Origin of the sequence: Amycolatopsis arida (assembly GCF_900115565.1) — a bacterium.
GTDB lineage: Bacteria > Actinomycetota > Actinomycetes > Mycobacteriales > Pseudonocardiaceae > Yuhushiella > Yuhushiella arida.
This window is the reverse complement of sequence record NZ_FOWW01000001.1, coordinates 716,363-741,961: the sequence shown is the minus strand read 5'-3', so window position 1 is coordinate 741,961 and position 25,599 is coordinate 716,363. Positions and strand designations below refer to the sequence as shown.

Annotated in this window: 21 protein-coding genes and 1 pseudogene; 16 read left to right on the top strand and 6 right to left on the bottom strand. The window is 74.7% G+C overall.

Features of this window, described 5'->3' with window-relative positions; all coding sequences use genetic code 11:
• The first annotated feature begins 10 nt into the window (after positions 1-10).
• Positions 11-874 (top strand): polysaccharide lyase family protein, encoded by an 864-nt coding sequence (locus BM051_RS03475; protein ID WP_092528480.1) that lies wholly within the window; start codon positions 11-13, stop codon positions 872-874.
• A 60-nt stretch (positions 875-934) separates the two neighbouring features.
• On the opposite strand, the gene BM051_RS03470 is transcribed toward BM051_RS03475, so the two are convergent.
• The 4 genes from BM051_RS03470 to BM051_RS03455 all read right to left on the bottom strand — a co-directional run bounded on the left by BM051_RS03470 (position 935) and on the right by BM051_RS03455 (position 4,487).
• Positions 935-1,966, bottom strand: coding sequence for a LacI family DNA-binding transcriptional regulator (locus BM051_RS03470; RefSeq protein WP_092527736.1), 1,032 nt, complete (start codon positions 1,964-1,966; stop codon positions 935-937).
• Between the two features lie 42 nt (positions 1,967-2,008).
• Positions 2,009-3,055 carry an ArsR/SmtB family transcription factor gene (locus BM051_RS03465; protein ID WP_092527733.1) on the bottom strand — a complete coding sequence of 349 codons (1,047 nt, stop codon included), beginning with the start codon at positions 3,053-3,055 and terminating at the stop codon, positions 2,009-2,011.
• 216 nt (positions 3,056-3,271) lie between these two features.
• Positions 3,272-3,526, bottom strand: a complete 255-nt coding sequence (locus BM051_RS03460; protein ID WP_134046140.1) for a hypothetical protein — start codon at positions 3,524-3,526, stop codon at positions 3,272-3,274.
• A gap of 28 nt (positions 3,527-3,554) precedes the next feature.
• Entirely contained in the window at positions 3,555-4,487 is a 933-nt protein-coding gene (locus BM051_RS03455; protein WP_092527727.1) for a LysR family transcriptional regulator, read from the bottom strand.
• A 74-nt stretch (positions 4,488-4,561) separates the two neighbouring features.
• Here BM051_RS03455 and BM051_RS29615 point away from each other — a divergent pair, with 74 nt between their 5' ends.
• Positions 4,562-5,041 (top strand): EamA family transporter, encoded by a 480-nt coding sequence (locus tag BM051_RS29615; protein WP_243859527.1) that lies wholly within the window; start codon positions 4,562-4,564, stop codon positions 5,039-5,041.
• Entirely contained in the window at positions 5,026-5,436 is a 411-nt protein-coding gene (locus tag BM051_RS29610; RefSeq protein WP_243859526.1) for an EamA family transporter, read from the top strand. The genes BM051_RS29615 and BM051_RS29610 overlap by 16 nt, the downstream gene beginning before the upstream one ends.
• 295 nt (positions 5,437-5,731) lie before the next feature.
• Here the strand turns inward: BM051_RS29610 and BM051_RS03445 are convergent, their stop codons facing one another.
• On the bottom strand, positions 5,732-5,953 hold the full coding sequence (locus BM051_RS03445; protein WP_092527724.1) for a ferredoxin: 222 nt from the start codon (positions 5,951-5,953) through the stop codon (positions 5,732-5,734).
• Positions 5,954-5,958: 5 nt separating this feature from the next.
• Positions 5,959-7,128, bottom strand: coding sequence for a cytochrome P450 (locus BM051_RS03440; RefSeq protein WP_092527721.1), 1,170 nt, complete (start codon positions 7,126-7,128; stop codon positions 5,959-5,961).
• A 398-nt stretch (positions 7,129-7,526) separates the two neighbouring features.
• Between BM051_RS03440 and BM051_RS03435 the strand changes: the two genes are divergently transcribed.
• The 13 genes and pseudogenes from BM051_RS03435 (at position 7,527) to BM051_RS03375 (ending at position 25,584) form a co-directional block, all read left to right on the top strand.
• On the top strand, positions 7,527-8,819 hold the full coding sequence (locus BM051_RS03435) for an aminotransferase family protein (protein WP_166677708.1): 1,293 nt from the start codon (positions 7,527-7,529) through the stop codon (positions 8,817-8,819).
• A 2-nt stretch (positions 8,820-8,821) separates the two neighbouring features.
• Positions 8,822-9,865 (top strand): polyprenyl synthetase family protein, encoded by a 1,044-nt coding sequence (locus tag BM051_RS03430; protein ID WP_092527715.1) that lies wholly within the window; start codon positions 8,822-8,824, stop codon positions 9,863-9,865.
• A 9-nt stretch (positions 9,866-9,874) separates the two neighbouring features.
• Positions 9,875-11,725, top strand: a complete 1,851-nt coding sequence (locus tag BM051_RS03425; protein ID WP_092527712.1) for a ubiquinone/menaquinone biosynthesis methyltransferase — start codon at positions 9,875-9,877, stop codon at positions 11,723-11,725.
• Positions 11,718-15,065, top strand: a complete 3,348-nt coding sequence (locus BM051_RS03420) for a thiamine pyrophosphate-binding protein (protein WP_092527709.1) — start codon at positions 11,718-11,720, stop codon at positions 15,063-15,065. Before BM051_RS03425 ends, BM051_RS03420 begins: the two co-directional genes overlap by 8 nt.
• A complete protein-coding gene (locus BM051_RS03415) occupies positions 15,062-15,805 on the top strand; it encodes a transmembrane-type terpene cyclase (protein WP_092527706.1) in 744 nt (247 codons plus the stop codon). Before BM051_RS03420 ends, BM051_RS03415 begins: the two co-directional genes overlap by 4 nt.
• The gene (locus BM051_RS03410) at positions 15,802-17,007 is read left to right on the top strand and encodes a cytochrome P450 (RefSeq protein ID WP_092527703.1); all 1,206 of its coding nucleotides are present in this window, start codon (positions 15,802-15,804) and stop codon (positions 17,005-17,007) included. Before BM051_RS03415 ends, BM051_RS03410 begins: the two co-directional genes overlap by 4 nt.
• On the top strand, positions 17,004-18,050 hold the full coding sequence (locus BM051_RS03405) for a methyltransferase (protein ID WP_166677707.1): 1,047 nt from the start codon (positions 17,004-17,006) through the stop codon (positions 18,048-18,050). Before BM051_RS03410 ends, BM051_RS03405 begins: the two co-directional genes overlap by 4 nt.
• The gene (locus BM051_RS28905; protein ID WP_166677706.1) at positions 18,037-18,699 is read left to right on the top strand and encodes a DUF6875 domain-containing protein; all 663 of its coding nucleotides are present in this window, start codon (positions 18,037-18,039) and stop codon (positions 18,697-18,699) included. Before BM051_RS03405 ends, BM051_RS28905 begins: the two co-directional genes overlap by 14 nt.
• Before the next feature lie 5 nt (positions 18,700-18,704).
• On the top strand, positions 18,705-20,030 hold the full coding sequence (locus tag BM051_RS03395) for a cytochrome P450 (protein WP_092527694.1): 1,326 nt from the start codon (positions 18,705-18,707) through the stop codon (positions 20,028-20,030).
• A complete protein-coding gene (locus BM051_RS03390; RefSeq protein WP_092527691.1) occupies positions 20,005-21,372 on the top strand; it encodes a cytochrome P450 in 1,368 nt (455 codons plus the stop codon). Before BM051_RS03395 ends, BM051_RS03390 begins: the two co-directional genes overlap by 26 nt.
• Positions 21,373-21,386: 14 nt before the next feature.
• A complete protein-coding gene (gene idi / locus BM051_RS03385; protein ID WP_092528478.1) occupies positions 21,387-21,962 on the top strand; it encodes an isopentenyl-diphosphate Delta-isomerase in 576 nt (191 codons plus the stop codon).
• Positions 21,963-22,442: 480 nt separating this feature from the next.
• Complete coding sequence (locus tag BM051_RS03380; RefSeq protein WP_177216879.1) at positions 22,443-25,145, top strand: sensor histidine kinase; 2,703 nt, start codon at positions 22,443-22,445, stop codon at positions 25,143-25,145.
• A 5-nt stretch (positions 25,146-25,150) separates the two neighbouring features.
• A pseudogene (locus BM051_RS03375) lies at positions 25,151-25,584 on the top strand (roadblock/LC7 domain-containing protein).
• Positions 25,585-25,599: the final 15 nt, after the last annotated feature.

The following is a 25,599-nucleotide window of genomic DNA, read 5'->3' as shown; positions in this document are numbered from 1 at the left end:
GGGAGGCATGATGAGCGACCCCACGACCTCCGCGAGCACCCCGACCGCGCGCGACCTCGCGGCCCGGCCCGGCATCGGCCGGATCGAGCTCACCTGGCGGGCGCACCGCCCCTACCACCCCCTTGTCGACCACTTCGCCGTGTACGGCTCGCCCGACCCCGCGTTCCGGCCCGGGCCGGCGACGCTGCTGGGCAAGACCATCGACACCCACCTGCGGCACGAGGGCCTCGGTCCCCGCGCGAGCACGTGGCACTACCGGGTCGTCACCGTCGCCGCCTCGGGCGGGCGCAGCCGGCCCACGGGAGTGCTGCGGGCGACGTCGACCGAGTCGGTGACGGTCGCCGGGCGGCCGGTGGCGGTGGTCGGCGAGTTCGACCGGCGCAGCCTCGAGCTGGCGCTCGCGCCCGACGGGTACGCCCGGTACCTCACCCGCTTCCCCGATGGCGCCGACTACGTGCACGGGGTGAGCACGCCCGGCGTGGACTGGCCCTACCTGCACCCGGGACCGGCCGACCGGTGGGCCGGCAGCAGGGCGCACACGTTCCGGCTGCGCTTCCGGCTGGTCGAGCCACCCGCCGGCGATCTCGCCCTCGCGGTCTGGCTCATCGACACCCACGCCAGCATCCCCGGCCGGCTCGACGTGGCCTGCAACGGCACGGACGTGGCGCGGGTGGAGCTGGAGAGGGGCGCGACCAAGGGCTCGCTGCGGGGCGACGCCACGGCGCCCGACAGTCCACTTCGACCATCCATCGTGGAGATTCCGCTGCCGCGTGCGGCACTGGTGGCGGTGGAGAACGTGCTCGCCATGGCCAAGCGGGAAGGCTCGTGGCACGCCTACGACGCGGTGGGGGTGTTCGCGCCGCCCGGAACGTGACAGTTCCCGGCCCGGCGGGGCTCCGACGCGCGGAAGCGCCGCCGGGCTGCCGCGGTCGACTCAGGCCGACTCGCGGCACAGCAGCTCGGTGGGCAGGATCACCGGCGCGAGCTCCTGGTCGGGCCGGGAGATCCGGCTGATCAGCAGGCGGGCCAGCTCCCGGCCCATCTGCTGCACCGGCTGGCGGACGCTGGTCAGCGCGGGGTCGGTATTGCGGGCGACGTCGGAGTCGTCGAACCCGACCACCGCCACGTCGTCGGGCACCCCGCGGCCGGCGGCACGCAGCGCCCGCAGCGCGCCGGCGGCCATCAGGTCGCTGGCCGCGAACACCGCGTCGAGCCGCGGGTCCTCGGCCAGCAGCTCACGCATCGCCCGCTCGCCGTCGGCCTGGCCGAAGTCGCCCTGCGCGACCAGCCGGGTCACCCCGCGCCGCCCCTTCAGCGCGGCGCGGAAGCCGGCCAGCCGGTCGATGCCCGCGCACATGTCCTGCGGGCCGGTGATGGTGGCGATCCGGCGGCGGCCCTGCCGGTAGAGGTACTCGGTGGCGGCCCGCGCGCCGGCCAGGTTGTCCGCGTCGACGTAGGGCACGCCGGGGATCTCGATGACCGGCCGCCCGTTCACCACCACCGGTGCGCCCGCCGCGGCCAGGTTGCGCGGCAGCGGGTCGTCGCCGTGCAGCGAGATCAACGCGACACCGTCGACGTGGCCGTGGCGGACGAGCTGCTCGACCCGCTCGTGCTGCCGGGCGGTGCTGGCCATCATCAGGTTGAGCTGCAGCGGTGTGGTGGCCAGCTCCTGGCTGAGCCCGCGGACCAGCCCACCGAGGAACGGCTCGGTGAACACCCTGGCCTCCGACTCCGACACCACCAGCAGCACCGTGTCGGTGCGGCGGGTGACCAGGCTGCGAGCCGCCTGGTTGGGCACGTAGCCGAGCTTGTCGATGGCGTCCTGGACCAGGCGCAGGGTCTTCGCGCTCACCTCCAGCGAACCGTTGACCACCCGCGACACCGTGCCGCGGGACACCCCGGCCTCCGCGGCGACCTGTTCGAGGGTCGGCCGCCGGGCGGCGCGGGCACGACCTGGACCCGGCATCGGCACGCTCCCTGATTGACGTGGCGGTTCCCGCCGTCGATCTTAATGGGAACGTTCCCAGCCGAGGCCCGCCCCGGGCCGGCCGACCAGCCGGGCACCCAGCGGGGTGAGCGCGTGCACCGCGGTGTTGGCCGACCGGTGGGTGGTGATCAGGCCGGCCTCGCGCAGCACCGACGTGTGGTGGCTGATGGTGGCCGGGGAGACGCCGGCGCGCCGGGTCAGCCGCTTGGCGGTGCACCCGTCCTCGATGGAGAGCAGCACGGCGGCGCGGGTGGTGCCGAGCAGGTTCTCGAGCGCGGTGGTCGAGCAGCCGCCGGCCGCGGCCACCGCCGCCGGGGCCGTCTCGGCCGCCGGGTAGACCAGGACCGGCCGCATGTCCGGGTCGACCAGCACCACCGGGCTCTTCAGGCAGAAGAACGACGGGACGAGCACCACGCCGCGGCCGTCGAGCCGGAGGTCGTGGTCGGCCGGGTAGCCGGCGACGAGGGTGCCCACGGTGCCGTCCGGCGCCGAGCTCGCCGGGCACTCCCAGCGGGCCATCGGCCGGAGGCCGCGGAGGAGCCCCTCGACGCCACCGGTGGCCAGCGCGCGGATCCGGACCGCCCGGTCGGCGGCGACGCACGCGCCGAGGTCGGCCATCGCGGGGGCCAGTGCCGTGTCGTGGTAGGCCCGGAGGGTGGCGCCGAGGTCCGCGCGGAGCTCGGCGGACCCTTCGGCGAGCTCGCGCGCCCAGGCCGGCGCGGTCGTGCGCGTGGCCATCCTGCCGAGCTGGGCGCTCATCCGCGAGGTGGGTGTGGCGGTCACGGCGTCGATGCCGGCGTCGATCCCCTCGGCGGCCTCGCTGGGGGTGAGGAAGTCCGGGAAGTACGTGGCCACCGGGGTGAGCGGGAACAGCAGGTGCCTGACCTTCGCGCCGAGGTCGCGGTGCAGGATGCGGGCGGCCGCGCCGGCGCGCCACCGGCGGTAGCGGGCCGGCGGGTGCGGGGTCTGCAGGATGTGCAGGCTGAGCACGATCTCCCAGAGCGGGTCCGGCTCGCGGGCCACCGTCGTGCGGGCGATGTCGGTGGCGGTGAAGTGGATTCTGAGCACGGCCCCTCCTTCGCTGCGCCCAGCGCCGCCGCGAGGTGTCGAAAGCCCAGGTCGGCGGCCCGCGGCCGAGCATAACCGGCGCGGGTGGGCGATCGGGGCGATTTGCCGGGATTGCTCCCACCAGGGGTTACTTGCTGGGGCTCCATTGCCTCGGCCGCGCCAGTGAGCGAGACGGCCTCGAGGACGGCCGCGACGCGAAGGAAGGTCGTCTCGGCCTCACTCCGGCGAGCCGGGACGGACGATCATGAGGACGACGACCGCCGTCCACGGCAGGTCGTGGACACCGGTGAGCGCCGCCAGCGTCCGCAGCTCGCGGCCGCCGTCGGGGTCACTGAGCGCGCGGCGCCGCCAAGAGTGGATCTGCGTGATGAGCGCGCCCCCGGCCACGGCGGTGAGGGTCATCGCGACGGTGATCCAGACCTCGCCCATCCGGTTCCGAACGATGGCCAGCGCGGTCCCGACCAGTGGCACCAACCGCGCCGTGCGTCCGGGCGCGCGGTCAGGACCGCGGCGGGACCGTGTCCGAACCGTGCTGGTGAGTGGCGGCGAGCGCGGCGAGGCCGGCGGCGAGGACGGGGTGCTCGGCGGCGCCGCGCCGCACGCAGGCGACGAACCGGCGCGACGGCCTGGGGTTGCCGTGCAGCGGGACGCGGACCACGGGGTGCTCGGCCGGGACGGGCACGATCCGGGGCAGCAGGCACACCCCGCAGCCGGCGGCCACCAGCGCCGACACCGCGAACCACTCCTTGGCCTGGTGTTCGATCCGCGGGGTGAACCCGGCGGCGGCGCACGCCGCGGTGAGCAGCGGGTGGGTGTCGTTGTGGTGCGGCTTGACGATCCACGGTTCGCCGGCGGCCTCCGCCAGCGCCACGCCCTCGGGTCGGTCCAGCCGGTGCCCGCGCCGGACGAGCAGGTCCTGCGGGTCGTCCAGCAGGGGGTGCTGGTCGAACCGCGGATCGGCGACCGGTGGCGTGTCCGGGGTGGGCAGCACCACCGCCAGGTCGGCCTCGTCGTCGCGGAGCAGGGCGAAGCAGTCCCCGCTCTCCTCCTCGCGCAGGAGCACCCGCAGCCGAGGATGGGTGCGCCGCAGCTCGACGGCGGCCGGTGCGCCGAGCGCGGCGATGGCCGACGACACCGCGCAGATCCGCAGGGTGCCGGCCACCGGCTCGTGCCGGTGCGCGGCCAGCTCGGCGCGCGCCTGTTCCCACTGCGTGGCCAGCGTGTCGGCGTGCGCGAGCAGCACCCGCGCCACCGGGGTGAGCCGCACCCTGCGGCCGTCGGCGCGCAGCAGCTCGACGTCCAGGTCGCGGGCCAGCTGGCGGAGCTGCTGGGACACCGCCGACGGCGTGAGGTGCAGCGCGGCCGCGGTCGCGGTCACCGTGCCGTGCTCGGCGAGCACCTGGAGCACCCGTAGCCGCCGCAGATCGAACATGTAGTCGAGCCTAAACGAATCCGTGGACGAACATTCGATGGACGTTGAGGGTTCACCGGGGCGACGGTGGAGGCATGGCCCCCGTCCCCGCTCCGGTGCTCGTCCTCGGCAGCGTGGCGAGCATCCAGTTCGGGCAGGCGCTGGGCAAGTCGCTGTTCGGCACGGTCGGCCCGTTCGGCGTGGTGGCGCTGCGGCTCGGCATCGCGGCGGTGGTCCTGGCGCTGGTGTTCCGGCCACGGATCCCGCGCCGGCTGCCCGACCTCGCGCTGGTCGCCGGCTTCGGGACGGCGATCGCCGGGATGAACCTGGTCTACCTCGCGCTGCGGTACCTCCCGCTCGGGCCGGCGATCGCGCTGCAGCTGCTCGGGCCGATCACGCTCGCGCTGGTGACCTCCCGGCGGCCGACCGACCTGGGGTTGGCCGGGCTCGCGGGGGTGGGCGTGTGGCTGTTCCACGGGGCGGGGGAGGCAGCGGGGGAGGCAGGGGGGAGACACTGCCGGCCGCCGGGGTGCTCTGGGCGCTGGCCTCCGGCGTGGCGATGGCGGCCTATCTGATGTTGAGCCGGCTCGCCGGGGCGCGGCAGGCGGGTGGCGCCCCGCTCGCGCTCGCCGTCGGCTGGGCGGCCGTGCTGACCGTGCCGCTTGGCGTCGCCGGCAGCGGGGCGGCCCTGCTCGCCGGGCCGACGCTGGCGATCGGCGGCGCGGTGGCCGTGCTGTCGGCGGTGCTGCCGTACTCGCTCGAGCTCGCCGCGCTGCGCCGGCTGCCGCCGCGGACGGTCGGCGTGCTGCAGAGCCTCGAGCCGGCGGTCGCCGGCGTCGCCGGCGCGCTGGTACTCGCCGAACGGCTCACCGCGACCCAGTGGCTGGCCATCGCCTGCGTCTGCGCCGCCAGCACAGGGGCCGTCCGACGCCGGGGCGCGCGAGGAGACTCGGTGGAACGATCGCCGTAGGTGTAGCGGCCTGGCAGGAGGACGGTCACCGTGCGAAAGAGGTATCGGATATGGGTGGTTGCTTGGTTCGTCGCCGCGGCGGTCTGCTTCGTCCTGTCCGCCTTTGTTGACGGCGAGGCGCTCAGGCTGGTCCTCCTGGTGCCCGGCCCGGCCGCGGCGACGGTCGCCCTCTGCGGTACAAGCGGAACACCGACGGGGACTCGTAGCCAGAGATCGCGATTACCTCACGTGGTCAGCATGGTCCTGCCATCCTCGGGCTCGGGACGGGGTGGGTTAGCCGGGCTGTGGGCCTGATCTAGGGGCTCGGCGCGAGCGTGGCGCCGGTGTTCCGGTCCACGACGGTGATGGCGCCGACCGGGCAGCCCTCGGCCACCTCCAGCACGAGGTCGTCCGGCGCGACGACCGCGGCGCGCGGGCGGGAGCGCGTCCCGTCCGAGGCGAAGAACCCCGTCGCGCTGCCGTAGCAGAACCCCGAGCCGATGCACACCCGCCGATCCACGGACAGCTCCCAGGCCATCGCGCTCACCACACGACCGGCAGCGCGTACACGCCCCGGGTCAGCCGCCCGCTGCGGAACGGCACCTCCTCGGCCGGCACGGCCAACCGCAGGTCGGGCAGCCGACGCAGCAGGGTGCCCAGCGCCACCCGCAGCTCCACCCGCGCCAGCTGCGCGCCCAGGCAGTGGTGCGGCCCGTGCAGGAAGCCGAGGTGCGGGTTGGGATCCCTGCGGAAGTCCACTGTGTCCGGTCGGTCGAACACGTCCTCGTCCCGGTTGGCGGAGTCGGCCTGGGCGAACACCACCTCGCCGGCGCGGACCAGCGTGTCGCCGAGCCACACGTCCTCCGTGGCCATCCGGGGGAACCCGGCGGACGCGCCGAGCGGGACGAACCGCAACAACTCCTCGATCGCCGAGGGCAGCAGTTCCGGCTCGGCCACCAGCTCGGCGTACCGCTCCGGCCGGCTCAGCAGGGTGTAGCAGAAGTTGCCGATCTGGTCGGCCGCGGTCTCGTAGCCGCCGACCAGCAGGGTCATCGCGAGCACCTCGAGCTCCCGCTCGGTCAGCAGCTGCTCGCGGTCCTTGGCGGCCACCAGCGCGCTGAGCAGGTCGTCCCGCGGCGCGGCGCGGCGGGCCGCGATCAGCCCGATGAGATAACCCTCCACCATCTCCCTGGCCCGTTCGATCTCCTCGGGGCCGAACGCGGTCACCGCGGGATCGGCCTCCACCCAGGCGCGGAACCCCACCTGGTCCTCCGGCGGCACCCCGAGCAGCTCGCAGATGGTGATCAGCGGTAGCGGCATCGTGAAGGCGTTGACCAGGTTGGCCGGCGCGGACCCGGCCAGCATGGTGTCGAGCAGCTCGTCGGCGATCCGTTGGACGCGCGGCCGCAGCCGCTCCACCCTGCGCGCGGTGAACACCTTGGCGACCAGGCCGCGGATCCGGGTGTGCTCGGGCGGGTCCATGTCGAGCAGCACCGGCTCGTCGCGCAACGTCGTCTGGATCTCCGGCGTGACCCGGGGGATGTCGGCTCCCGCCGCGGCGGCCCGGCTGAACCGCGGGTCGCTGAGCACCGTGCGCACGTGGTCGTACCGGGTGGCCAGCCAGGCCCGCCCGCCGTAGGGCAGCTCGACCCGGGTGATCCGCCCGGACGCGCGCAATTCTCGGTAACGCTCGTCGAGTTCCAGTCGAATCATCGGATCGAATGGATACGCGAGCCCGGAATCGGCTGCTTCGTCCGCTACTTCGGAAGGGTGCGTGGAAATGGTTGTTCTCCCCCGCGCTCACCGGCGGGTCGGATGGTGCCGCCGCTCGACGCGCTCACGGTAGAGCCCAGAAGTGCTGCTGGCAAGCGGCCCGTGCTCGGCTGAACGGGTGGTGTTCGTTCGGTCGGAAACTGTCTTTGCTACTGAACGGTTAACTGAAAAACTTTTCTTGACGACTATCCTGAAATGGCTTAGCGTGCACTTCGCCAGGATCGACCACGGGCCTTGGTGGTACACCTCGTAGCTGATCTGGGGCAGTTTTCCCGCACACTCGTCATCGGCGCTCCGGCGCCACGGTCGGCGTCAACGTCACTCTTGGGGGACGAATGGTGACCTGGAATCCCGAGACCCACCCGTTCTGGCACGGCTCGATGCCGATGAGCGCGGTGCTCGCCGAGGCGGGGCCGGACGAGGTGCTGGTCGGCGGCGAGGGCTCCTGGCTGATCGACGCCGCCGGCCGTCGCTTCCTCGACGCCAGGGCCGGCATCGCGAACGTGCTGCTCGGCTACAGCCGGCACGACGTCGTCGAGGCCATGCACAAGCAGGCGCTCGCGCTGCCGTTCGCGTCGACCTTCCGGCACGAGCGGCCGGCCGAGGTCACCCTCGAGTACGCCGAGGCGCTGGTGGCCGCGGCCCCCGACCCGCTGCGCAGGGTGCGGTTCACCCACACCGGGAGCTCGGCCGTGGAGGCCGCCATCCACATGGCCCGGCTCTACCACCGCAACCACGACCGGCCGGAGCGGCTGACGATCGTCGGCATGCAGGGCGCCTTCCACGGCAGCACGATGGTCGGGATGGCCGCCAGCGGGATGCCGATGCTGCACCAGCTGTTCGGCCCGATGCCCGAGGGCTTCCACCAGGTGGCCATGCCCGACTTCGCGGCCGAGTCGGCGGAGGAGTGCGCGAAGGCGACACTGGCCGAGCTGACCGGGCTGGATCCGGAGACCGTGGCCGCGGTGATCCTCGCGCCGGTCGTCGGGCTGGGTGTTCCGCTGCCGGCGCCCTACGTGCGGGCGATCCGCCGGTTCTGCGACGACCACGGCATCCTGCTGATCTTCGACGAGGTCACCACCGGCTTCGGCCGGTCGGGCCCGATGTTCGCGGCCGAGGGGCTCGGCGTCGACCCGGACATCCTGTGCCTGGCCAAGGCGATCACCGCCGGGTATGCCGCGCTGGGCGCCGTGCTGGTCACCGACGACGTGTACCACGCGTTCGACCTGCCCGGCCGTCCGTTCTTCTACCACGGCTCGAGCACCGACGCCCACCCCGTGGCCTGCGCCGCCGCGCTGGCCGTGCTGCGCGCCTACCAGAACGAGGACGTCGTCGCCCGCGGGCAGGAGATGTCCGCGCGGCTGCGCGCGGCGCTCACCGACGCCGTCGCCGACCTGCCCTCGGTGGCCGACGTCGCCGGCACCGGCGCGTTCTTCGTGCTCGACCTGGTCGGCCCGGACGGTGCCCCGGCCTCCGCCGAGCGAATCCGGCGGATCCAGCTGCACTGCCGCGAGCGAGGGGTGTTCATCGACCACACCGCCCACGTGCTCGGCCTGGTGCCACCGCTGACGTTCGCCGAGCGCGAGCAGGACATCGTGGTCGAGACCGTCGCCACGGCCCTGCGGGCGTGACCATGACCAGCCAGCTCGACCCGCCGCGCCCGGTCGCGGCCGGCACCAGGTGGACCCGCGCGCACGAGATCGTCGACCGGTTCGCCGGCTCCGGCCGACTCGGGACCGACCTCGCCGAGGTGCAGGACCGGATCACCGCGGCCGTCCCGCGGCGCCCGCCGCTGGTGGTCGACGCGGTCTCCGGGGTGCTCACCGGCGGCAAGCGGCTGCGGCCGCTGCTCGTGCTCGGTGTGCTCTACGCCGGCCCCGCCGGTGACGACCCGGCCGCTCGGGAGCGGGCGCTGGACGCCGCCACCGCGCTGGAGCTGATCCACCTGGCCAGCCTGGTGCACGACGACGTGATGGACGAGGCGGACACCCGGCACGGCGGTCCGAGCGTCAACGCCAGGGTCGACAACGCCATCGCGGTGCTGTGCGGGGACGTGCTGATCGCCGCCGCGTTCGCCGCGGCCGCCCGGTGCGGCCCCGGTGGCACCGGGGTGGTCGCCGGTGCCTTCGCCGGCCTGTGCGCCGGCCAGGCGCTGGAGACCCAGGACCTGTTCAACGTGGACCGAACCGAGCGGGACTACTTCACCACGCTCGCCGGCAAGACCGCCGCGCTGTTCGCCGCGGCCGCCCGGCTCGGCGGGACCGCGGCCGGGCTCGGCGAGGCCACGGTCGCCCGGCTGGCCCGCTACGGCCACCACCTCGGCCTGGTCTTCCAGGTGGTCGACGACCTGCTCGACCTCACCGGGTCCGCCGCCGCGCTGGGCAAGCCGGCGGGGCACGACATCGTCGAGGGCGTCTACACCCTGCCCGTGCTGCGGGCCCGCGCGCACCGGCCGCAGCTCGCCCGCGCACTGGCCGAGTGCCGGCGCACCGGGCACACCGCGCCGGTGCTCGACCTGCTACGGCAGACGCCCGCGGTCGGCGAGGCCGAGGACACGGCGACGGCGCTGACCGGCACGGCGGTGGCCGCGGTCCGCGACTGCGCCACCGAGCTGCGCCCCGGCGGCGCGGACATGCTCACCGAGCTCGCCCGATGTCTCACCGGGCGCACGCGCTAGAGGAGCGTCATGAACCCCGCAGGAGCCGTGCCGCTGCCCACGACCGGGACCGTCCCGTCGGTCCACCCGTCACTGTCCGAAGCGGATTTCAGGGCGCTGCCCCCCGAGCGGCAGGCCGACGTCGTGCGCGCGGCCCGCCCCGCGATCGGCCTGGGCACCGCCATCCGGATCGTGCTCATGCTCGGCCGCCCGCGCACCTGCGTGCCCGGGGTGGTGGCGTTCCTGCTCGGCTACGGCTACGTCGCCGATCCGGCGAGCTGGCGGGTCCCGGTCCTAGCGACCATCGCCTTCGTCGCCGGGCTCGTCGCCAACCTGTACAACGCCTACACCGACCTGGACGAGGACTGCCGCAACCTGCCCGGTCGGGTGTGGCTGGTCTACCAGCTGGGTGCGCGCCGGCTGCGCGACGCCACCGCGTGGCTCAGCGCCGCCGTGGTGCTGCTCGCCTTCCCGTTCGGCGCGCCGTTCGTGGTGTTCACCGTGGTCGGCCTGGTGCTCGTCGCGCAGTACTCGCTGCCGCCGCTGCGGCTCAAGGCCCACCCGGTGCCCGGCCTGCTCGCGTTCTCCTGGGCCGTGGTCGGCCCGTTCCTCATCGGCTACTTCGGCGCCACCGGCGAGGTGCGCTGGCCGGAGCCGGCGCCGCTGGCGATGCTGCTGTTCCTGCTGGTGTGGTTCGTCGCCAAGGGGATGTTCAAGAATGTCCCCGACTTCTACGGCGACCGCGCGGCGGGCCTGCGCACCTCGGCCACGGTGTTCGGCAGCTGGCGGGCCGCGGCGCTGGCGACCACCGCGGTCACCACGGCGGGGTACCTGTCGCTTCCGGTGCTCGTCGCGCTCGGCGCGTCCCCGCCGCGGGTGCTGTGGGCCCTGCCGTGGGCGGTGCTCGCCGTGCTGCAGTGCGCCCGGCTGGTGCGGGCCGACGACCCGGCGACCGGCAACGAGATCCTGCGCCGCGACATGCTGGTGTCCAGCGGGTTCCTGGCCACCGTGCTGCTGCTGCAGCTGCCGCACTGGGCCAGCGTGGCCACCGTGGTGGCGTGCGGCCTGGTGCTGCACGGCAGCGGGAAGCTGGGGATGGACTCCCGGCGGCGCACCGACGGCGCGGCGAGCAACGTGCCGGCCGGCTCCCCGCCGGACGGGACCTCGCTGCGACCGAAGACCCCGCAGGCCATGTTCGACAAGGCCGCGCCCCGCTACGACACGTTCAACACCGTGCTCAGCTTCGGTCAGGACCGGCGGTGGCGGCGCAGGGCCGCCCGGCAGGTGGATCCCGGCCGGCACCGCGAGGTGCTCGACGTCGCCACCGGCACCGCCAGCCTCGCGCTCGCCATGGCGGACCGCGACCAACGGATCCGGGTCACCGGGATCGACCTCAACGCGGCGATGCTCGCCGTGGGCCGGCAGCGGGTCGCCCGGCGCGGTCTGGACCACCGGGTGAGCCTGCTCCGCGGCTCGGCCGAGGAGCTGCCGTTCGGCGACGCCACGTTCGACGTGGTGACCATCGCCTTCGCCATCGACGACATGCCCGACCGGGTCCGCTGCGCCCGCGAGCTGCACCGGGTGCTGCGACCCGGCGGGCGGGTGGTGCTGCTCGAGCTCGGCCTGCCGGAGGGTCGCGTGCCGCGGTCGGTCTACCTCGGCGTGCTGGGACTGATGAACGCGGCCGCGCGGGCTCGGGGCATGGAGGGCTACCGCCACCTGCGCGAGGAGATCCGGCACTACAACGGCGCCGAGGCGATCCGCGCGCTGCTGACCGAGGTCGGGTTCACCGGCTACCGCAGGGAGCCGCTCACCGGGGGCGTGGCCGTGCTGCACGTCGCCAGCCGGGGCGGGGACGCCAGCGGGAGCGCCCGTGCGTAGCAACACCCACATCTACGCCGAGGTGCTCGGCCGCGACAGATTCGCCGACGGGGTGGTGCGGGCGCTGTCCGGGCTCGGTGTCGACGCCGTGTTCGGGATGCCCGCCGAGTCGGTCAACGCGTTCGTCGACGCCGTGCGTCGGGACGGGCGGATCCAGCTGGTCGGGGTGCGGCACGAGGGCGCCGCCGGGATCATGGCCGCCACCTACGGCAAGCTCACCGGCCGGCCCGGGGTGTGCCTCGGCACCGCGGGACCCGGCGCGACCCACCTCGCGCTCGGCACCGCGGAGGCGATGGCCGACCGGGCGCCGATGCTGGCCCTGTCCGGCCAGGTTCCGGTGTCGCACGTCGGGCTCACCTCGTTCCAGGAGCTGGACCCGGTGACCCTGTTCGCCGGGACGACGGTGTTCAACCAGTACCTGGCGGCGCCGGCGCAGCTGCCGGTGGTGGCGAGGGCGCTCGCCGAGTCGATCGTCCACAGCGCGCCGGTCCACCTGGCGTGCTCCTCGGACGTGTTCGCCATGCCGCTGCCCGGCGGGGCGGGCGCGGCGAGCGCGCGGGCCCCGCGGCCGGGCGGCACGGCGGACAAGGCGGCCGTGGGCGAGGCGGCCGAGCTGCTGGCCGCCGGGCCCGCGGCGATCCTCGTCGGGGCGGTGGACGCCGGCGTCGCCGCGGAGGTCGAGGCGCTGGCCGGTCGGCTGGTCGCCCCGGTGTTCGTCCTGCCCGAGGGGTACCGCTACTTCGCCGCCGGTCGCGCGGGTGGCCGGGCGCTGCGCGTCCTGCGGGAGCGCGAGCCGGCGGTGGCGGAGGCGCTGGCGGCGACCGAGCGGGTGCTGCTGGTCGGCCCACGCTCGGCCGGCACCGCGCGGCTGGTGGCCGGCGGGGCGGTGCTGCAGGTCGCCGGCGCGGGCGAGCTCGGCGACCGCTACCAGCCGGGCTGGGTGCGGCTGCTCGGCGACCCGGCGGCGATCCTGGCGCAACTCGCCGCGACACTGGGCAGCGCCGCCGCGCCCGCCGGCCCGCGACCGTCCGAGCTGCCCGTGGCGGGCGGCGCGCCCGACCGCGCGCTGTGGTCGGCGCTGGACGCGGCGCTGCCCGCGGACGCGGTGCTCGCACTCGACCCCGGCCGGGTGCTCGACGGCGCCTTCGACCACCTTCCGGTGCGGGAGCGCACGCTGACCTCCTCGTTCGGTCTCGGCGTGCCGGGATGCGCGCTGCCCGCGGCGATCGGCGCGGTGCTCGCCCGGCCCGACCGCCGGGTGCTGGCGGTCACCACCGAGGCCGGGCTCGCCGAGTTCGCCGGCGAGCTGCTCACCGTCGCCCGCTACCGGCTCCCGCTCACCGTGCTCTGCCTGGCGACCGGGGACCACCGGGTCGGGCTGGACGCGGCGGACGCGGCCCGCGCCGCGGGGCTGACCGCGGTCACCGCCGCCGCGGCCGACGCCGGCGCGGCACTGGGCACCGGACCCGCGCTGGTCCAGGTGCCGGTGGAACCGGCCGCGCGCGCCGAGCCGCTCGAGCTCCACAGTGGACAAAATACTGGACAAAACCGTGGACGGGACGGTGGACGGGACCGTGGACGAACCAGCGGGCGGGGCACGGTGGCCGGCGCGCTCGCCGCGGCGCTGGCCGCCCGCGGTGTCCGGCACTCCTACGGCCGGTTCATCGGAGCCGCCGAGCCGCTGCGCGCCGCGCTCGCCGGCGCGGGTGTCGGGACCGTGCCGGTGCGCCACGCCGAGTCCCCCGCGATGGTCGCCTCCGCGGTCGCCAAGCACACCGGCGCACCCACCGCGTGCGTGGTCGCCGGCGAGGCCGACCTCGTGCTGCAGCTCAACGGCGCCTACGACGCCAGGTTCGACCACGCCCCGCTGGTCGTGGTCGCGATCCGCCAGCCACAGTGGACGGTGGAGGGGACGAGCCTGCTCGCCGACGTCGCCGTCACCGCGCGGGTCACCGGCTCCCCGGAGTCCCTCTCCGCCGCGCTGGGCACGGTGGACGAGGCGGTGCACCGGCGCTCGGTCGCCTACCTGGAGGTGGACGCGGGCGCGCTGGACGCCGCCGTACCGGAGGGGTGGCGGCCGGGGCCGCCGACTCCCCGCGACGAGGTGGCTCCCGCCGAGGAGCCGCTGGCCGAGGTGGTGCGGACCCTGTCCGGCGCGCGCCGCCCGGTGGTCCTCGCCGGGCGCGGCACCGCGGGGGCACAGGCGGAACTGGCCGAGCTCGCCACGGCACTCGGCGCGCCGGTGGTCACCACCATGGCCGGGCGCGGAGTGCTGCCCGACGAGCACCCGCACTTCGCCGGCGGGGTCGGCACGTCGGGCCACGCCTCGGCGCTGCGCGCCCTGCGCGAGTGCGACGTGCTGCTCGTGCTGGGCACCTCGCCCCGCGGCGCGGCGTTCGACCTGGAGGGCGACTTCCGGCTGATCCAGGTCGACCACGACCTGGCGCGGTTGGCCAACGCCCCCGGCGCCGACCTGCTCCTGCACGGCAGCGTCCGGCCCACCCTGCAGGCGATCACCGAGCGGCTCGGCGCCGCCGGCCCGGTGCCCCACGAGCGGGCGGTGTTCCGTGCCCGGCTGCGTCGCGCCTTCACCCAGCAGGCCCGGTCCCGCCGCACCCGGCACGCGCCACAGCCGCGGACCAGCCTGCTCCGCCCCTCGACGATCGCCCGCGAGCTGGTCCGCCCCGGCGGCGACCCGGTGCTCACCGTCGACGTGGGGCTGGTGACGCTGTGGGTGTACCGGCACGCGGTCGGCGCCGCGGACATCGTGTGGTCCGGCTCGTTCGCCACCATGGGCTTCGCCCTGCCCGCGGCGATCGGGATCGCCCCGCTGGTGCCCGGCCGCAGGGTGCTCGCCGCCGTCGGCGACGGCGGGCTCGCGATCACCCTCAGCGAGCTGGCCACGCTGGCCGAGCTCGACCTGCCGGTGACCGTGGTGGTGTTCGACAACGGCAAGCTCGGCGCGATCAAGTACGAGCAGGAGATCATGGGCTGGCCGGAGTACGCCGCCGGCCTGCACAACGGCGACCTCGCCGCGCTGGCCAGGGCCTTCGGGGTGCCCGCGGTCCGGGTGGACACTCCGGAGGCGTTCCGCGCGGCGATGGCCCGGTCCGACGCCTCGACCGGGCCGCTGCTGATCGACGCCGTGTGCGACGCCCACGAGTTGCCCGCGCCGGCCCGGTTCCGGCCCACCCCGACCCACGTGTTCAGCTACGCCACCGCGCTGGCCCGAGAGCTGCGCGGCCGGTGGCGCGGCGGCCCGGAGAGCGGTCCGCGGTTTCGATCGATCGCGGTGGCCCGCCGGGCCGCCCGCCGGCCTGGGGGAGGTGCTTCCCGATGAACCCGATGAACATCGCCATCCAGTCCTCGGCCGGCGTGTTCTGGACCATCGCCTACATCCTGATCATGCGGCGCGCGGCCCGCGACGGCATCTACGGCATGCCGATCGTCGCGCTGTGCGCCAACATCACCTGGGAGGGGTTCTACTCGTTCGTCGAGCCGCCCCCGCACCCGGACACCGGTACCTGGATCGCGCAGGTCGTGGTGAACGCCACCTGGTTCGTCTTCGACCTCGTGCTGGTGTGGCAGGCGATCAGGTACTGGCCGCGGGCCTTCCCCGGCGTGCCCCGCTCGGTGTTCTACCCGATGTTCCTCGGCTCGCTGGTCGTCGCCGGGCTGACCGTGGTGCTGGTGAACCGGGCGTTCGGCGACGAGTACGGCGTGCACGCCGGGCTCGGCCAGAACGTGCTGATGTCCGCGCTGTTCATCGCGATGCTCAACGCCCGCCGGTCGAGCAAGGGTCAGTCGATCGGCATCGCGGTGAGCAAGCTGCTCGGCACGCTGTGCGCCGGCGGCGGCGCCTACCTGTACCCGGCGACCCCCGAACTGGGCGAGGCCGTGCTGGTGCCCTACCTGACCGCGGTGGTGCTGGTGCTCGACGCCGTCTACCTCGTGCTGCTGTGGCAGGTGCGCCGGCTGGAGCGGGCCGGCGCACCCACCCCCGCCCTCGAACCGTCCCTCGCGGACGTCCCCAGAGGAGGAACCGTGCCGAACACCAGTACCGCGGAGGCGAGGCCATGACCGCCGAGACCCTGACCGACGAGCCGGTCGCCTACCCCTTCGGCCGCACCGACATGCTCCAACCGGCCGGCGAGTTCGCCACCATCCGGGCCGAGCGGCCGATCACGAAGGTGCGGCTGCCCACCGGGGACGAGGCGTGGCTGGTCACCCGCTACGCCGACGCCCGCGAGGTCCTGACCGACGACCGGTTCGCCCGCGGCTTCGCCGACCCCGACGCCGTTGGCGGCGGCTTCGGCGGGTTCCTCGGTGAGCTCGCGGTGTTCGCCGACCCGGCCGTGCACGCCCGGTTCCGCCGGGTGGCCGGCAAGGCGCTGCTGGTCAGCGCCGAGCAGCTGCGCGAGCCGGTCCGCCGGATCACCGACGAGCTGCTCGCCGGCATGGCCGCCCGCGGCCCGGTCGCCGACCTGGTCGACGCCGTGCACTTCCCGGTGTCGATCCGGACGATCTGTGAGCTGATCGGCGTCCCGGAGGCCGACCAGCACCGGTTCCGCGGTTGGGCGGGCGCGTTCCTGTCGGTCAGCCGGTTCGAGCCGAACGAGCTGGCCCAGCGGTTGCGCGAGATGAACGCCTACGTCCGCGAGCTGCTCGCCGCCCGCGCGGCCGAGCCCGGCGAGGACTTCGTCAGCACGCTCGTCACCACCCGGGACGTCGACGGGCGGACCATGGGTTTCGACGAGCAGATGGCGACCGTCTACGCCGTGCTGGTCAGCGGCTACGAGACGGTCGCGCACGCGCTCGGCAAGGGCCTGTTGGCGCTGTTCGGCCACCCCGAGCAGCTCGCCGCGCTGCGCGCCGCCCCGGACCTCGCCGCCGCGGCGGTGGACGAGATCCTGCGTTACGCGCCACCGGACGGCGGGTTCGGCATGCCGTTGCACCCGACCGAGGAGGTCACCGTCGGCGGCACCCGGCTGACCCCGGGGGACACCGTGCTGGTCGGGGTCTGGTCGGCCAACCGCGACGAGCGGTGCTTCGCCGGCGCGGACGAGTTCGACGTCGACCGGCGGCCCAACCCGCACCTGTCGTTCGGGGTGGGACCGCGGTACTGCACCGGCGCCCCGCTGGCCCGGTTGCAGATGGAGACGGTGCTGCGCGGCCTGGTCGAGCGGTTCCCCGGGCTGCGGCTCGCCGTCGCGCCGGAGGAGGTGCCCCGGCACGACGGGTTCATCGTCGAGGGGCCGCGTGAGCTGCTGGTGACGTGGTGAGCGAGCCCGAGCTGACCATCCGCCGGCTGCTGTACGGGCAGTTGCTGTCCCGTGCCGTGCAGACCTTCGCCGAGCTGGAGGTCGCGGACCGGCTCGGCGATGCCGACCGGCCGGTGGCCGAGCTGGCCGCGGAGTGCCGGGTGCCGGTCGACCCGCTACGCCGGCTGCTCCGCGCGCTGGCGGCGTTCGACCTGGTGGCCGAGTCGGCACCGGAGGTGTTCCGACTGCGCCCGTTGGGCGCGGCGGTGCGGGCCGGCGCGCCGGCGTCGGCCCTGCCCACCGCCCAGCTCGCCGCCGGTGAGGTCGGCACGGCGTGGGACCACCTGCTGGACACCGTCCGCACCGGCACTCCGGCGTTCGAGCGGCTGTTCGGCACCGGCTTCTTCGGCTACCTGGAACGCAAGCCCGGCCTGCGTGCCGTGTTCGACCGGTCGCAGGCGGCCGGGCTGGAGCTGGAGCTGCCGGAGGTGCTGCGCCGGCTCGACCTCGCCGGTGCCGGAACGGCGGTCGACGTCGGTGGCGGCGACGGCGCGTTGCTGGCCGCGCTGCTCGCCGCGGCCCCCGGCTGGCGTGGCGTGCTGGTGGACCGCCCCGAGGCGGTCGCCGCCGCCGAGCGCCGGTTCGCCGACGCCGGCCTGGCCGACCGGTGCGCCGCCCGCCCCGGTGACTTCTTCGCCGAGCTGCCCGGCGGCGGCGACCTCTACCTGCTGCGGCACATCCTGCACGACTGGGCCGACGAGCCCGGCCGCGCGGTGCTGGCGTCGTGTCGGCGGGCGCTGGCCACCGGTCCGGCCGGGGCCCGGCTGGTGGTGGTCGAGCAGGCCGCCGCGGCGCGCGGGGACACCGGCGAGGAGGCCCGGTTCGCCGCGTTGCTGGACCTCTACATGTTGTCGCTGTTCGGCGGGGGTCGGGAACGCACCGTCGACGAGCTGGTCGACCTGCTCGGCACGGCCGGGCTCTCCGTGGTGTCCGTCGCGCCGCTGCCCGGCGGCGCGGTGCTGATCGAGGCGGTTCTGGGGGTGGACGGTGGTGGACGGCGCTGACCGTGCCGACGGACGGCACGCGGACGAGGGATCGGTGCGCGCGCACGCGCTGCGCTGGTTCCGCGAGTACCTGTGCCGGGAGCATCCGTTGCTCGGCAGGGCGGGCGACGTGTGCCCGTTCGTCGAGCCGGCGCTGCACGCGGGCACGCTGCTGCTGCGGGTGCGCCGGATGGAGGGGCCGGCGACGGCCAGCCGGCTGGTGCACCTGGTGCACGACCTGGTCCGGTCGTTCCGCGAGGCGGAATGGCCGCACCGCAACCGCACCCTGCACGCGCTGGTCGCGGTGCTGCCGGACCTGCCGGAGGAGCAGCTGCGGCTGCTGGACGAGGTGCAGGCGGCGGTGAAGCCGGAGCTGGCCGAGGACGGCCTGATGCTCGGCCAGTTCCACGCCCGGTGCCCCGAGCCCGCCGCGCGCAACCCGGAGTTCCCGGTGTCCCGCGCGCCGGTGCCGATGCTCGCGCTGCGGCACATGGCCCTGCACGACATCCTCTTCCTGCACGACGACGTCCGGACCTTCACCGCCTACCGGGACCGGTTCGGCCACCGCTACCGGCCGGGCGTCGCGCTGGACCCGCTGTTCGTGGAGCTGTTCACCGCCGCGCGGCGCCGGTTCACCGGCCCCGTGCCGGCCCCCGCGCCGGCGGGGTGAGCGCGATGGGTGAGACTTCCCTGCCACCGGGCCCCGCCCTGCCCACCCTGGTCCAGACCTACCTGCTGTGGCGGCATCCCGAGCGGTTCCTCACCGCGTGCCGGCGCCGGTACGGCCCCACCTTCCGGGTGCGCGCGCTGCCCTACGGCGTGCGGGTGCACGTCGCCGACCCCGCCGACATCCGCCGGGTGTTCAAGGGCGACCCGAAGGTGTTCCACGCCGGTGAGGGCATCGCCACGGCGCTCGGGTCGATGCTCGGCGAGCACTCCCTGCTCGCCCTGGACGAGGACGACCACCAGCGGCAGCGCCGGCCGATGATGCGCCCGTTCCGCGGCGACACCATGCGCGGCTACCTCGACGCGATCGCGGCCATCGCCGCCGAGAGCGTGCGCGGGTGGCCGGTCGGCCGTCCGTTCTCGCTGCACCCCTTCATGCGGCGGATCACCATCGAGGTGATCGTGCGGGTGGTGCTCGGCACCGAGGCCGGGACGCGGCGGGACCGGCTGCGGGTGCTGCTCACCGACGTCCTGGAGATGGGGGCGTCGGAGATGATCGGCTGGAAGTGGCCGCTGCTGGCCAGGATCGGGCCGTGGCGCCGGCACCGGCGGATGTTCGCCGAGCTGGAGGCGTTGCTGATGGCCGAGGTGCGGGACCGCGGGGCCGACCCCGCGCTGGCCGAGCGGGCCGACGTGCTCTCGGTGCTGCTGCGCGAGTCCGCCGGCGAGCTGACCGACGTCGCGGTGCGCGACCACCTGGTCACCCTGCTGATCGCCGGGTACGAGACCACCGCGACCGCGCTGGCGTGGGCGTTCGAGTGCATCACCGGCCACCCGGAGATCCAGCGCGGGCTGGTCGAGGACGACGCCTACCTGGACGCGGCGATCCGGGAGAGCCTGCGGCTGCGGCCGATCTTCTTCGAGATCTCGCCGCGCCGGCTCACCGAGCCGGTCGAGCTCGGCGGCTACCTGCTGCCGGAAGGGACCATGGTCACCCCGTCGGTCGGCGTGGTGCACCTCTCGGCCGACCACTACGAGCGGCCGGCCGAGTTCCGGCCGGAGCGCTGGCTGCGCAAGTCCGACGGCCACCAGCCGTGGCTGCCGTTCGGCGGCGGGGTGCGCCGGTGCGTCGGGGCGGAGTTCGCCCAGCGGGAGATGGCCGTGGTGGTGCGGACCGTGTTGCGGCGGGGTGAGCTGCGCCGCGCCGGTGCGCCCGAGCGGGCCCGGCCGCGGCACGTCACGCTGGTCCCGTCGCGCGGGGCGCGGGTGACGTTCCACCCGCACCGGGCGGGCCGGGGAGGTGAGCAGGATGGGCCGGCGGCCAGGGCCGGTTGACCCGGTGGCGCTGCTGCGCTTCGGCCGTGACTTCCAGCGCACCCCGACCGAGGCGCTGGTGCGGGCCCGCGAGCGGTACGGGGACGTGTTCTTCCTCGGGCCGCCCGGCCGGCTGGGCATGGTGTTCCTGCTCGGCGCCGAGGCCAACGAGTTCGTGTTCCGCAACCCCAGCCTGTTCAGCTGGCGGGGCGGCTACCGGATGCTGCGGCCAGTGAGCGGGGAGACCGCGTTGCTGGTCAGCGACGGCGAGGGGCACCGCCGCCGGCGGGCGATCACCCAACCGGCGTTCCAGAAGGCCAGGATCGACGGCTACGTCGACGTGATGCTGCGCAACGCCGCGGTGGTGGTCGACGCGTGGCGGGTCGGCCAGCCGGTGCGGCTCTACGACGCGTTCCGCGCGGCCATCCGGCGCACCACGGTCGAGGCGTTCTTCGGGCCGGTGCTCGCCGCCGACGCCGACCGGCTCGGCCGGGACCTGGGGCCGGCGCTGGGCCTGCTCAACGCGCCGTTCGCCCGCCAGCTGGCGCTGCAGGCGGTGCCGAACCCGGTGCGCCGCAGGGCCCGCGCCGGGCTGGCGGGCGTGGACGAGCGGGTGTTCGCCGAGATCGCCCGCCGGCGGCGGGCGGCCGAGCCGGGGGAGGACCTGCTGGGGATGCTGCTCGCCGCCGGGGAGCCCGAGGGCGGGCGGCTCACCCCGGCCGAGTTGCGGGACGCGGTGGTGAGCCTCGTCGTGGCCAGCTACGACACCACCAGCGCCGCGCTCGGCTGGGCGGTCTACGCGGCGCTGGTCACCCCCGGGGTGTGGGAGCGGGCCCGCGCCGAGGTGGCCGAGGTGTTCGGGGACGGGCCGGTCACCGCGGCCGGCGCCCGCCGGCTGCGGTACCTGGGCTGGGTGGTGGACGAGACGCTGCGGCTGTACCCGCCGGCCATCGTGGGCGGCCGCACCGCGGTGGCCGACTTCGGGTTCGCCGGCCACCGTGTGCGGACCGGCAGCTACGTGATCTTCAGCCAGTACGTCACGCACACCGACCCGCGGCGGTGGGCCGACCCCTACCGGTTCCTCCCCGAACGGTGGGACCGCGAGCGTCCGGGGTACCGCGCGCCGAGCCCGTACGAGTACCTTCCGTTCGGGACCGGTTTCCGCCGGTGCGTCGGGGCGCCGCTGGCGACGGCCGAGGTGGTGGCGACGCTGGCGCTGCTCGTGCGCCGCACCGACCTGCGGTTGGTCTCGGCTCCGGAGCGGCCGGCCGGGCTGACCGCGATGTACCCGAGTGGCGGTGTCGCCGTCCGGGTCGAGGCGGTGCGACCGGACGGAGCGGTGCGATCGGACGGGGCGCGGTGAAGGTGGGGATGTCGATGGAGCGCGTGGTGCTGCTGGACGAGGCCGGGCACGCGGTCGGGGTGGCCGACAAGGCGACCGTGCACACCACCGACACGCCACTGCACCTGGCCTTCTCCTGCTACGCGATGAACTCGAGCGGCGAGCTGTTGCTGACCCAGCGGGCGCACGGCAAACGCACGTGGCCCGGCGTGTGGACGAACTCCTGCTGCGGGCATCCCGGGCCGGGGGAGGACCTGGTGGACAGCGTGCGGCGCCGGCTGCGCGAGGAGCTCGGGCTGGTGGTCGGGCGGGTGGACCTGGTGCTGCCGCGGTTCCGGTACCGGGCGGTGATGGCGAACGGGATCGTGGAGAACGAGATGTGCCCGGTGTTCGTCGCGCGCACCGACGCCGAGCCGCGGCCCGACCCCGCCGAGGTCGCCGCGTACCGGTGGATGAGCTGGACGGCGGTGAGCGACCAGGTGCTCTCCGGGGAGCTGGCCGTGTCGCCGTGGTGTGCCGAGCAGGTGCGGGAACTGGTGGCGCTCGGGGCGGAGCCGCGTTCCTGGCCGGTGGGTCGGCGGCGGGACCTTCCGGCGGCGGCACTCGGCTGACCTTCCGGCCCGCCCCGAACTGCCCACCCGGTCCCGCACCGGCGCCGCCACGCCGAGGTGGTTGCCAATACCGGCCCCCTGGCGGCGCGAAATGTGCCACCATGATCAGCGTTCTCGGCAATTGACGTCCCGTTGGTGAATTGCCGCCCCCCATTGATTTCCCATTGTGGACACCTCACCGAGCGGGTGCGCATAGCGGAGACATCGATTTCTCGCACTGTGACCTGGCTCGCGGTCGGCGTGACGCGGATCTCGCGGCGCGGACCGGTCCACGTCACAGCGTGTCCGTCCGCCGGCGGGCGGGCCTCACCCTGGGCCGGACGGAGTAGTGAAGTTGACTCATGTTTGTCCCAATGCATACTCTGCGTGCCGCGAAGCGGGGAGGCGCATCGCTGTTCCGGCGGAAGCAACAATCGGGTGTGCGGGGGCCCCTCAATCGTCACGACCATCGCTGGAAGGGCCAGTACCGCGTTGAAGAAGATGTTCGGGTTACGGGCCGGGCGTTCGTCCATCCGGTCCAGCGTGCTCGCGATCGCGTTCGTGCCCAGCGTCGCGCTGCTGCTCGCCGGCCTGGTGCTGGCCGGCTACCTGGTGTACCAGGCCGCGCAGGCACGGGACTTCGCGAACAAGGTGCACGACGCCGCCGAGCCCGGCATGCAGTTCTTCGCCGCCGTCCGCGAGGAACGCCGGCTCACGCTGCAGGACCTGGCCAGCCGCGGCGGCAACCGGCTCGAGCTGGAGCCGCAGCGGATCAAGACCGACGCCGCCGCCGAGCGGATTGGCGCCGATCTGCGGGCGATGGTGGACGACGCCCCGGACAACGTGCGGACCAACATCACCGAGGCGACCGCGATGCTCGGCCGGCTGCCGCAGTTCCGCGACCGGGTGGACTCCGGGGCGCCGTCGTTGCAGGAGGCCTACGACTTCTACAACCGGATCATCGACCAGTTCGCCGAGGGACTGAACGGGGTCGCGCAGAACGCGCCGGACGCCGAGACCGCGTACCTGCGGATGACCGCGATGCCGCTGTTCACCAGCGCCGACGCGATGTCGCGTGGGGACGCGCTCGCCGCGGCCGGTGTCGCCGGAGGTGGCCTCTCCGACGCCGAGTTCCGCACCTACGTCGCGCAGATCGGTGCCTACCACTCCGGTCTCGAACGCGCCGCCCCGGAGATGATCCCGTCGGTCCGGGCGAAGTACGACGCCCTGCTGGCCAGTGACGCGTGGCGGACCGTCGCCGCCGTGGAGAACGCCTTCCTGCGCGGCAACCAGGACCAGCTTCCGGTGTCCCCCGAGCAGTGGCGGTCGGCCGCCCGCGAGGTCGGCGCCGCGCTCATGGGTCTCTACATCGAGCAGAGCTCCAACGCCACCGAGGTGGCCCTCGACGAGGGCGAGCAGACCCTCGTCACGTCGATCATCGGTGGCCTGGTGGCGCTGCTCGTCGCCGTCGGTGTGTTCGTCGTCGCGTGGCGGCTGTCCAACCGTTTGGTGCGCCGGCTCGAGCGGCTGCGCGAGGAGACCCTGGACCTCGCCGACGAGCGGCTGCCGGAGCTGGTCGGCCGGGTGCGTTCGGGCGAGCGGGTCGATCTCGACGAGGAGGTGTCGCTGCTCGACCACGGCGACGACGAGATCGGGCAGGTGGCCGACGCGTTCAACAAGGCCCAGCAGACCGCGGTCGCCGCCGCCGTCGAGGAGGCCAGGACCCGGGAGGGCACGAAGAACGTCTTCCTCAACATCGCCCACCGCAGCCAGGTGATCGTGCACCGGCAACTGCAGGCGCTGGACCAGGCCGAGCGCAAGCAGGAGGACCCGGACCAGCTCGACGTGCTGTTCCAGCTCGACCACCTGTCCACCCGTGCCCGGCGCAACGCCGAGAACCTGATCATCCTCGGCGGCGGGCAGCCGGGCCGGCAGTGGCGCAACCCGGTGGCGCTGGCCGAGGTGGTGCGCGGCGCGACCGCCGAGACCGAGGACTACAAGCGGGTCAGCGTGGGCAAGCTGCCGGCGCTGGCGGTGGCCGGCCCGGTGGTCGGCGACCTCGTGCACCTGCTCGCCGAGCTGATCGACAACGCCGCGTCGTTCTCCCCGCCGCAGTCCCGGGTGGAGATCCGCGGCGACGTGGTCGGCCGCGGCGTGGTCATCGAGGTCGAGGACCAGGGGCTCGGGATCGAGCCGGAGCAGGCCGACCGGCTCAACGCGTTGCTCCAGGACCCGCCCGACTTCAGCCTCATGGCGCTGTCCGAGGAGCCGCGACTCGGCCTGTTCGTGGTGGCCCGGCTGGCCGCCAAGCACGGGGTCACCGTGACGCTGCGCGAGTCGGCCTATGGCGGCGTGCGGGCGATCGTGCTCGTCCGGTCGGACCTGCTGAGCCCGCTGCCGGGACCCGAGGACGAGCCGGCCGAGGACGCCGTGCCCGCCCAGCAGGGGCCGGGTGGGCGGCACCGCCCGCCGGAGCCCGGCGCGGGGCCGGCCGAGACCGAGCCCGCCAACGGGGTGCCGGTGGGCGGTGGGTTGCCGCCGCGGCGTCGGGTGGACATGTTCCACCCGCCGCAGGAGGTCCACCAGGACGCTCCGACGCGGCAGGACCTCTCGCGGCGCGGCGCCCACTCGGCCCACTCGACCCACTCGACCCACTCGGCCCACTCGCTCCGCGAGGCCCAGCCACCGCGGGACGGCCAACCGGTGCCGCCGGTGCCGCCCCGGGACGTCCCAGTCCGGGAGCCAGCTCGGGAACCAGCCCGGGAGTCACTGCCGCAGCGGAACGCCCAGCCGCGCGAGCTCGCGCGGGACGCCTCCGCCGGCCAGGCACCGGGGGCACCACCCTCCCGACCCCCTCGGGGCCCCCGCGCCCACCCGGACTCCCGACCGACGCACGAGCGACCGCCGCACGAGCCGGGACCGGGCCAGGACGGGCGGCCACCGCGGGAGCCGCGGCCGGGCGAGGCGGGGCCGGCGCAGGCCGGTGGGCCGATGGCGCCGGGCCGCCCGCCGCTGCCGCGGCGGCGGCGCCAGCAGAACCTCGTCCCGCAGCTGCGCGAGGACGACCCCACCGCCGAGCAGACCGACGTGCCGATGTCGGACTCGCCCGAGCAGGCCCGGCACCGGCTCGCCGCCTTCCAGCGCGGCACCCGGCAGGCCCGGGAGTCCGACCCCGGCCACCTCGACCTTCCCTCTGGAGAATGAACGCCATGGCCAACACGGGAGTCAACGAGCTCGACTGGCTGCTCGACGATCTGGTGAAGCGGGTCGCCGGCGCGCAGAAAGCCGTCGTGCTGTCGGCCGACGGGCTGCTGATCGGCCGCTCGAGCAATCTGTCCGAGCGGACGGTGAGCACCTTTCCGCGGTGGCGTCCGCGTTCCAGAGCCTGGCGCGTGGGACCGGCCGGCACTTCGGCGGCGGGCGGGTGCGCCAGACGGTCGTGGAGATGGAGCACTCCTACCTCTTCGTCACCGCGGCCGGCCAGGGCGCCTGCCTGGCGTTGCTCACCTCGGCCGACGCCGACATGGGCATGGTGGCCTACGCGATGAACCTGCTGGTGAAGCGCGTGGGCGCGGCGCTGTCCGCGGCGCCACGCACCGCCGTCGGGGAAACCTCCGGCGACCTGCGGGAGGTGCACCAGTGAACGAGCTCGCGAGCG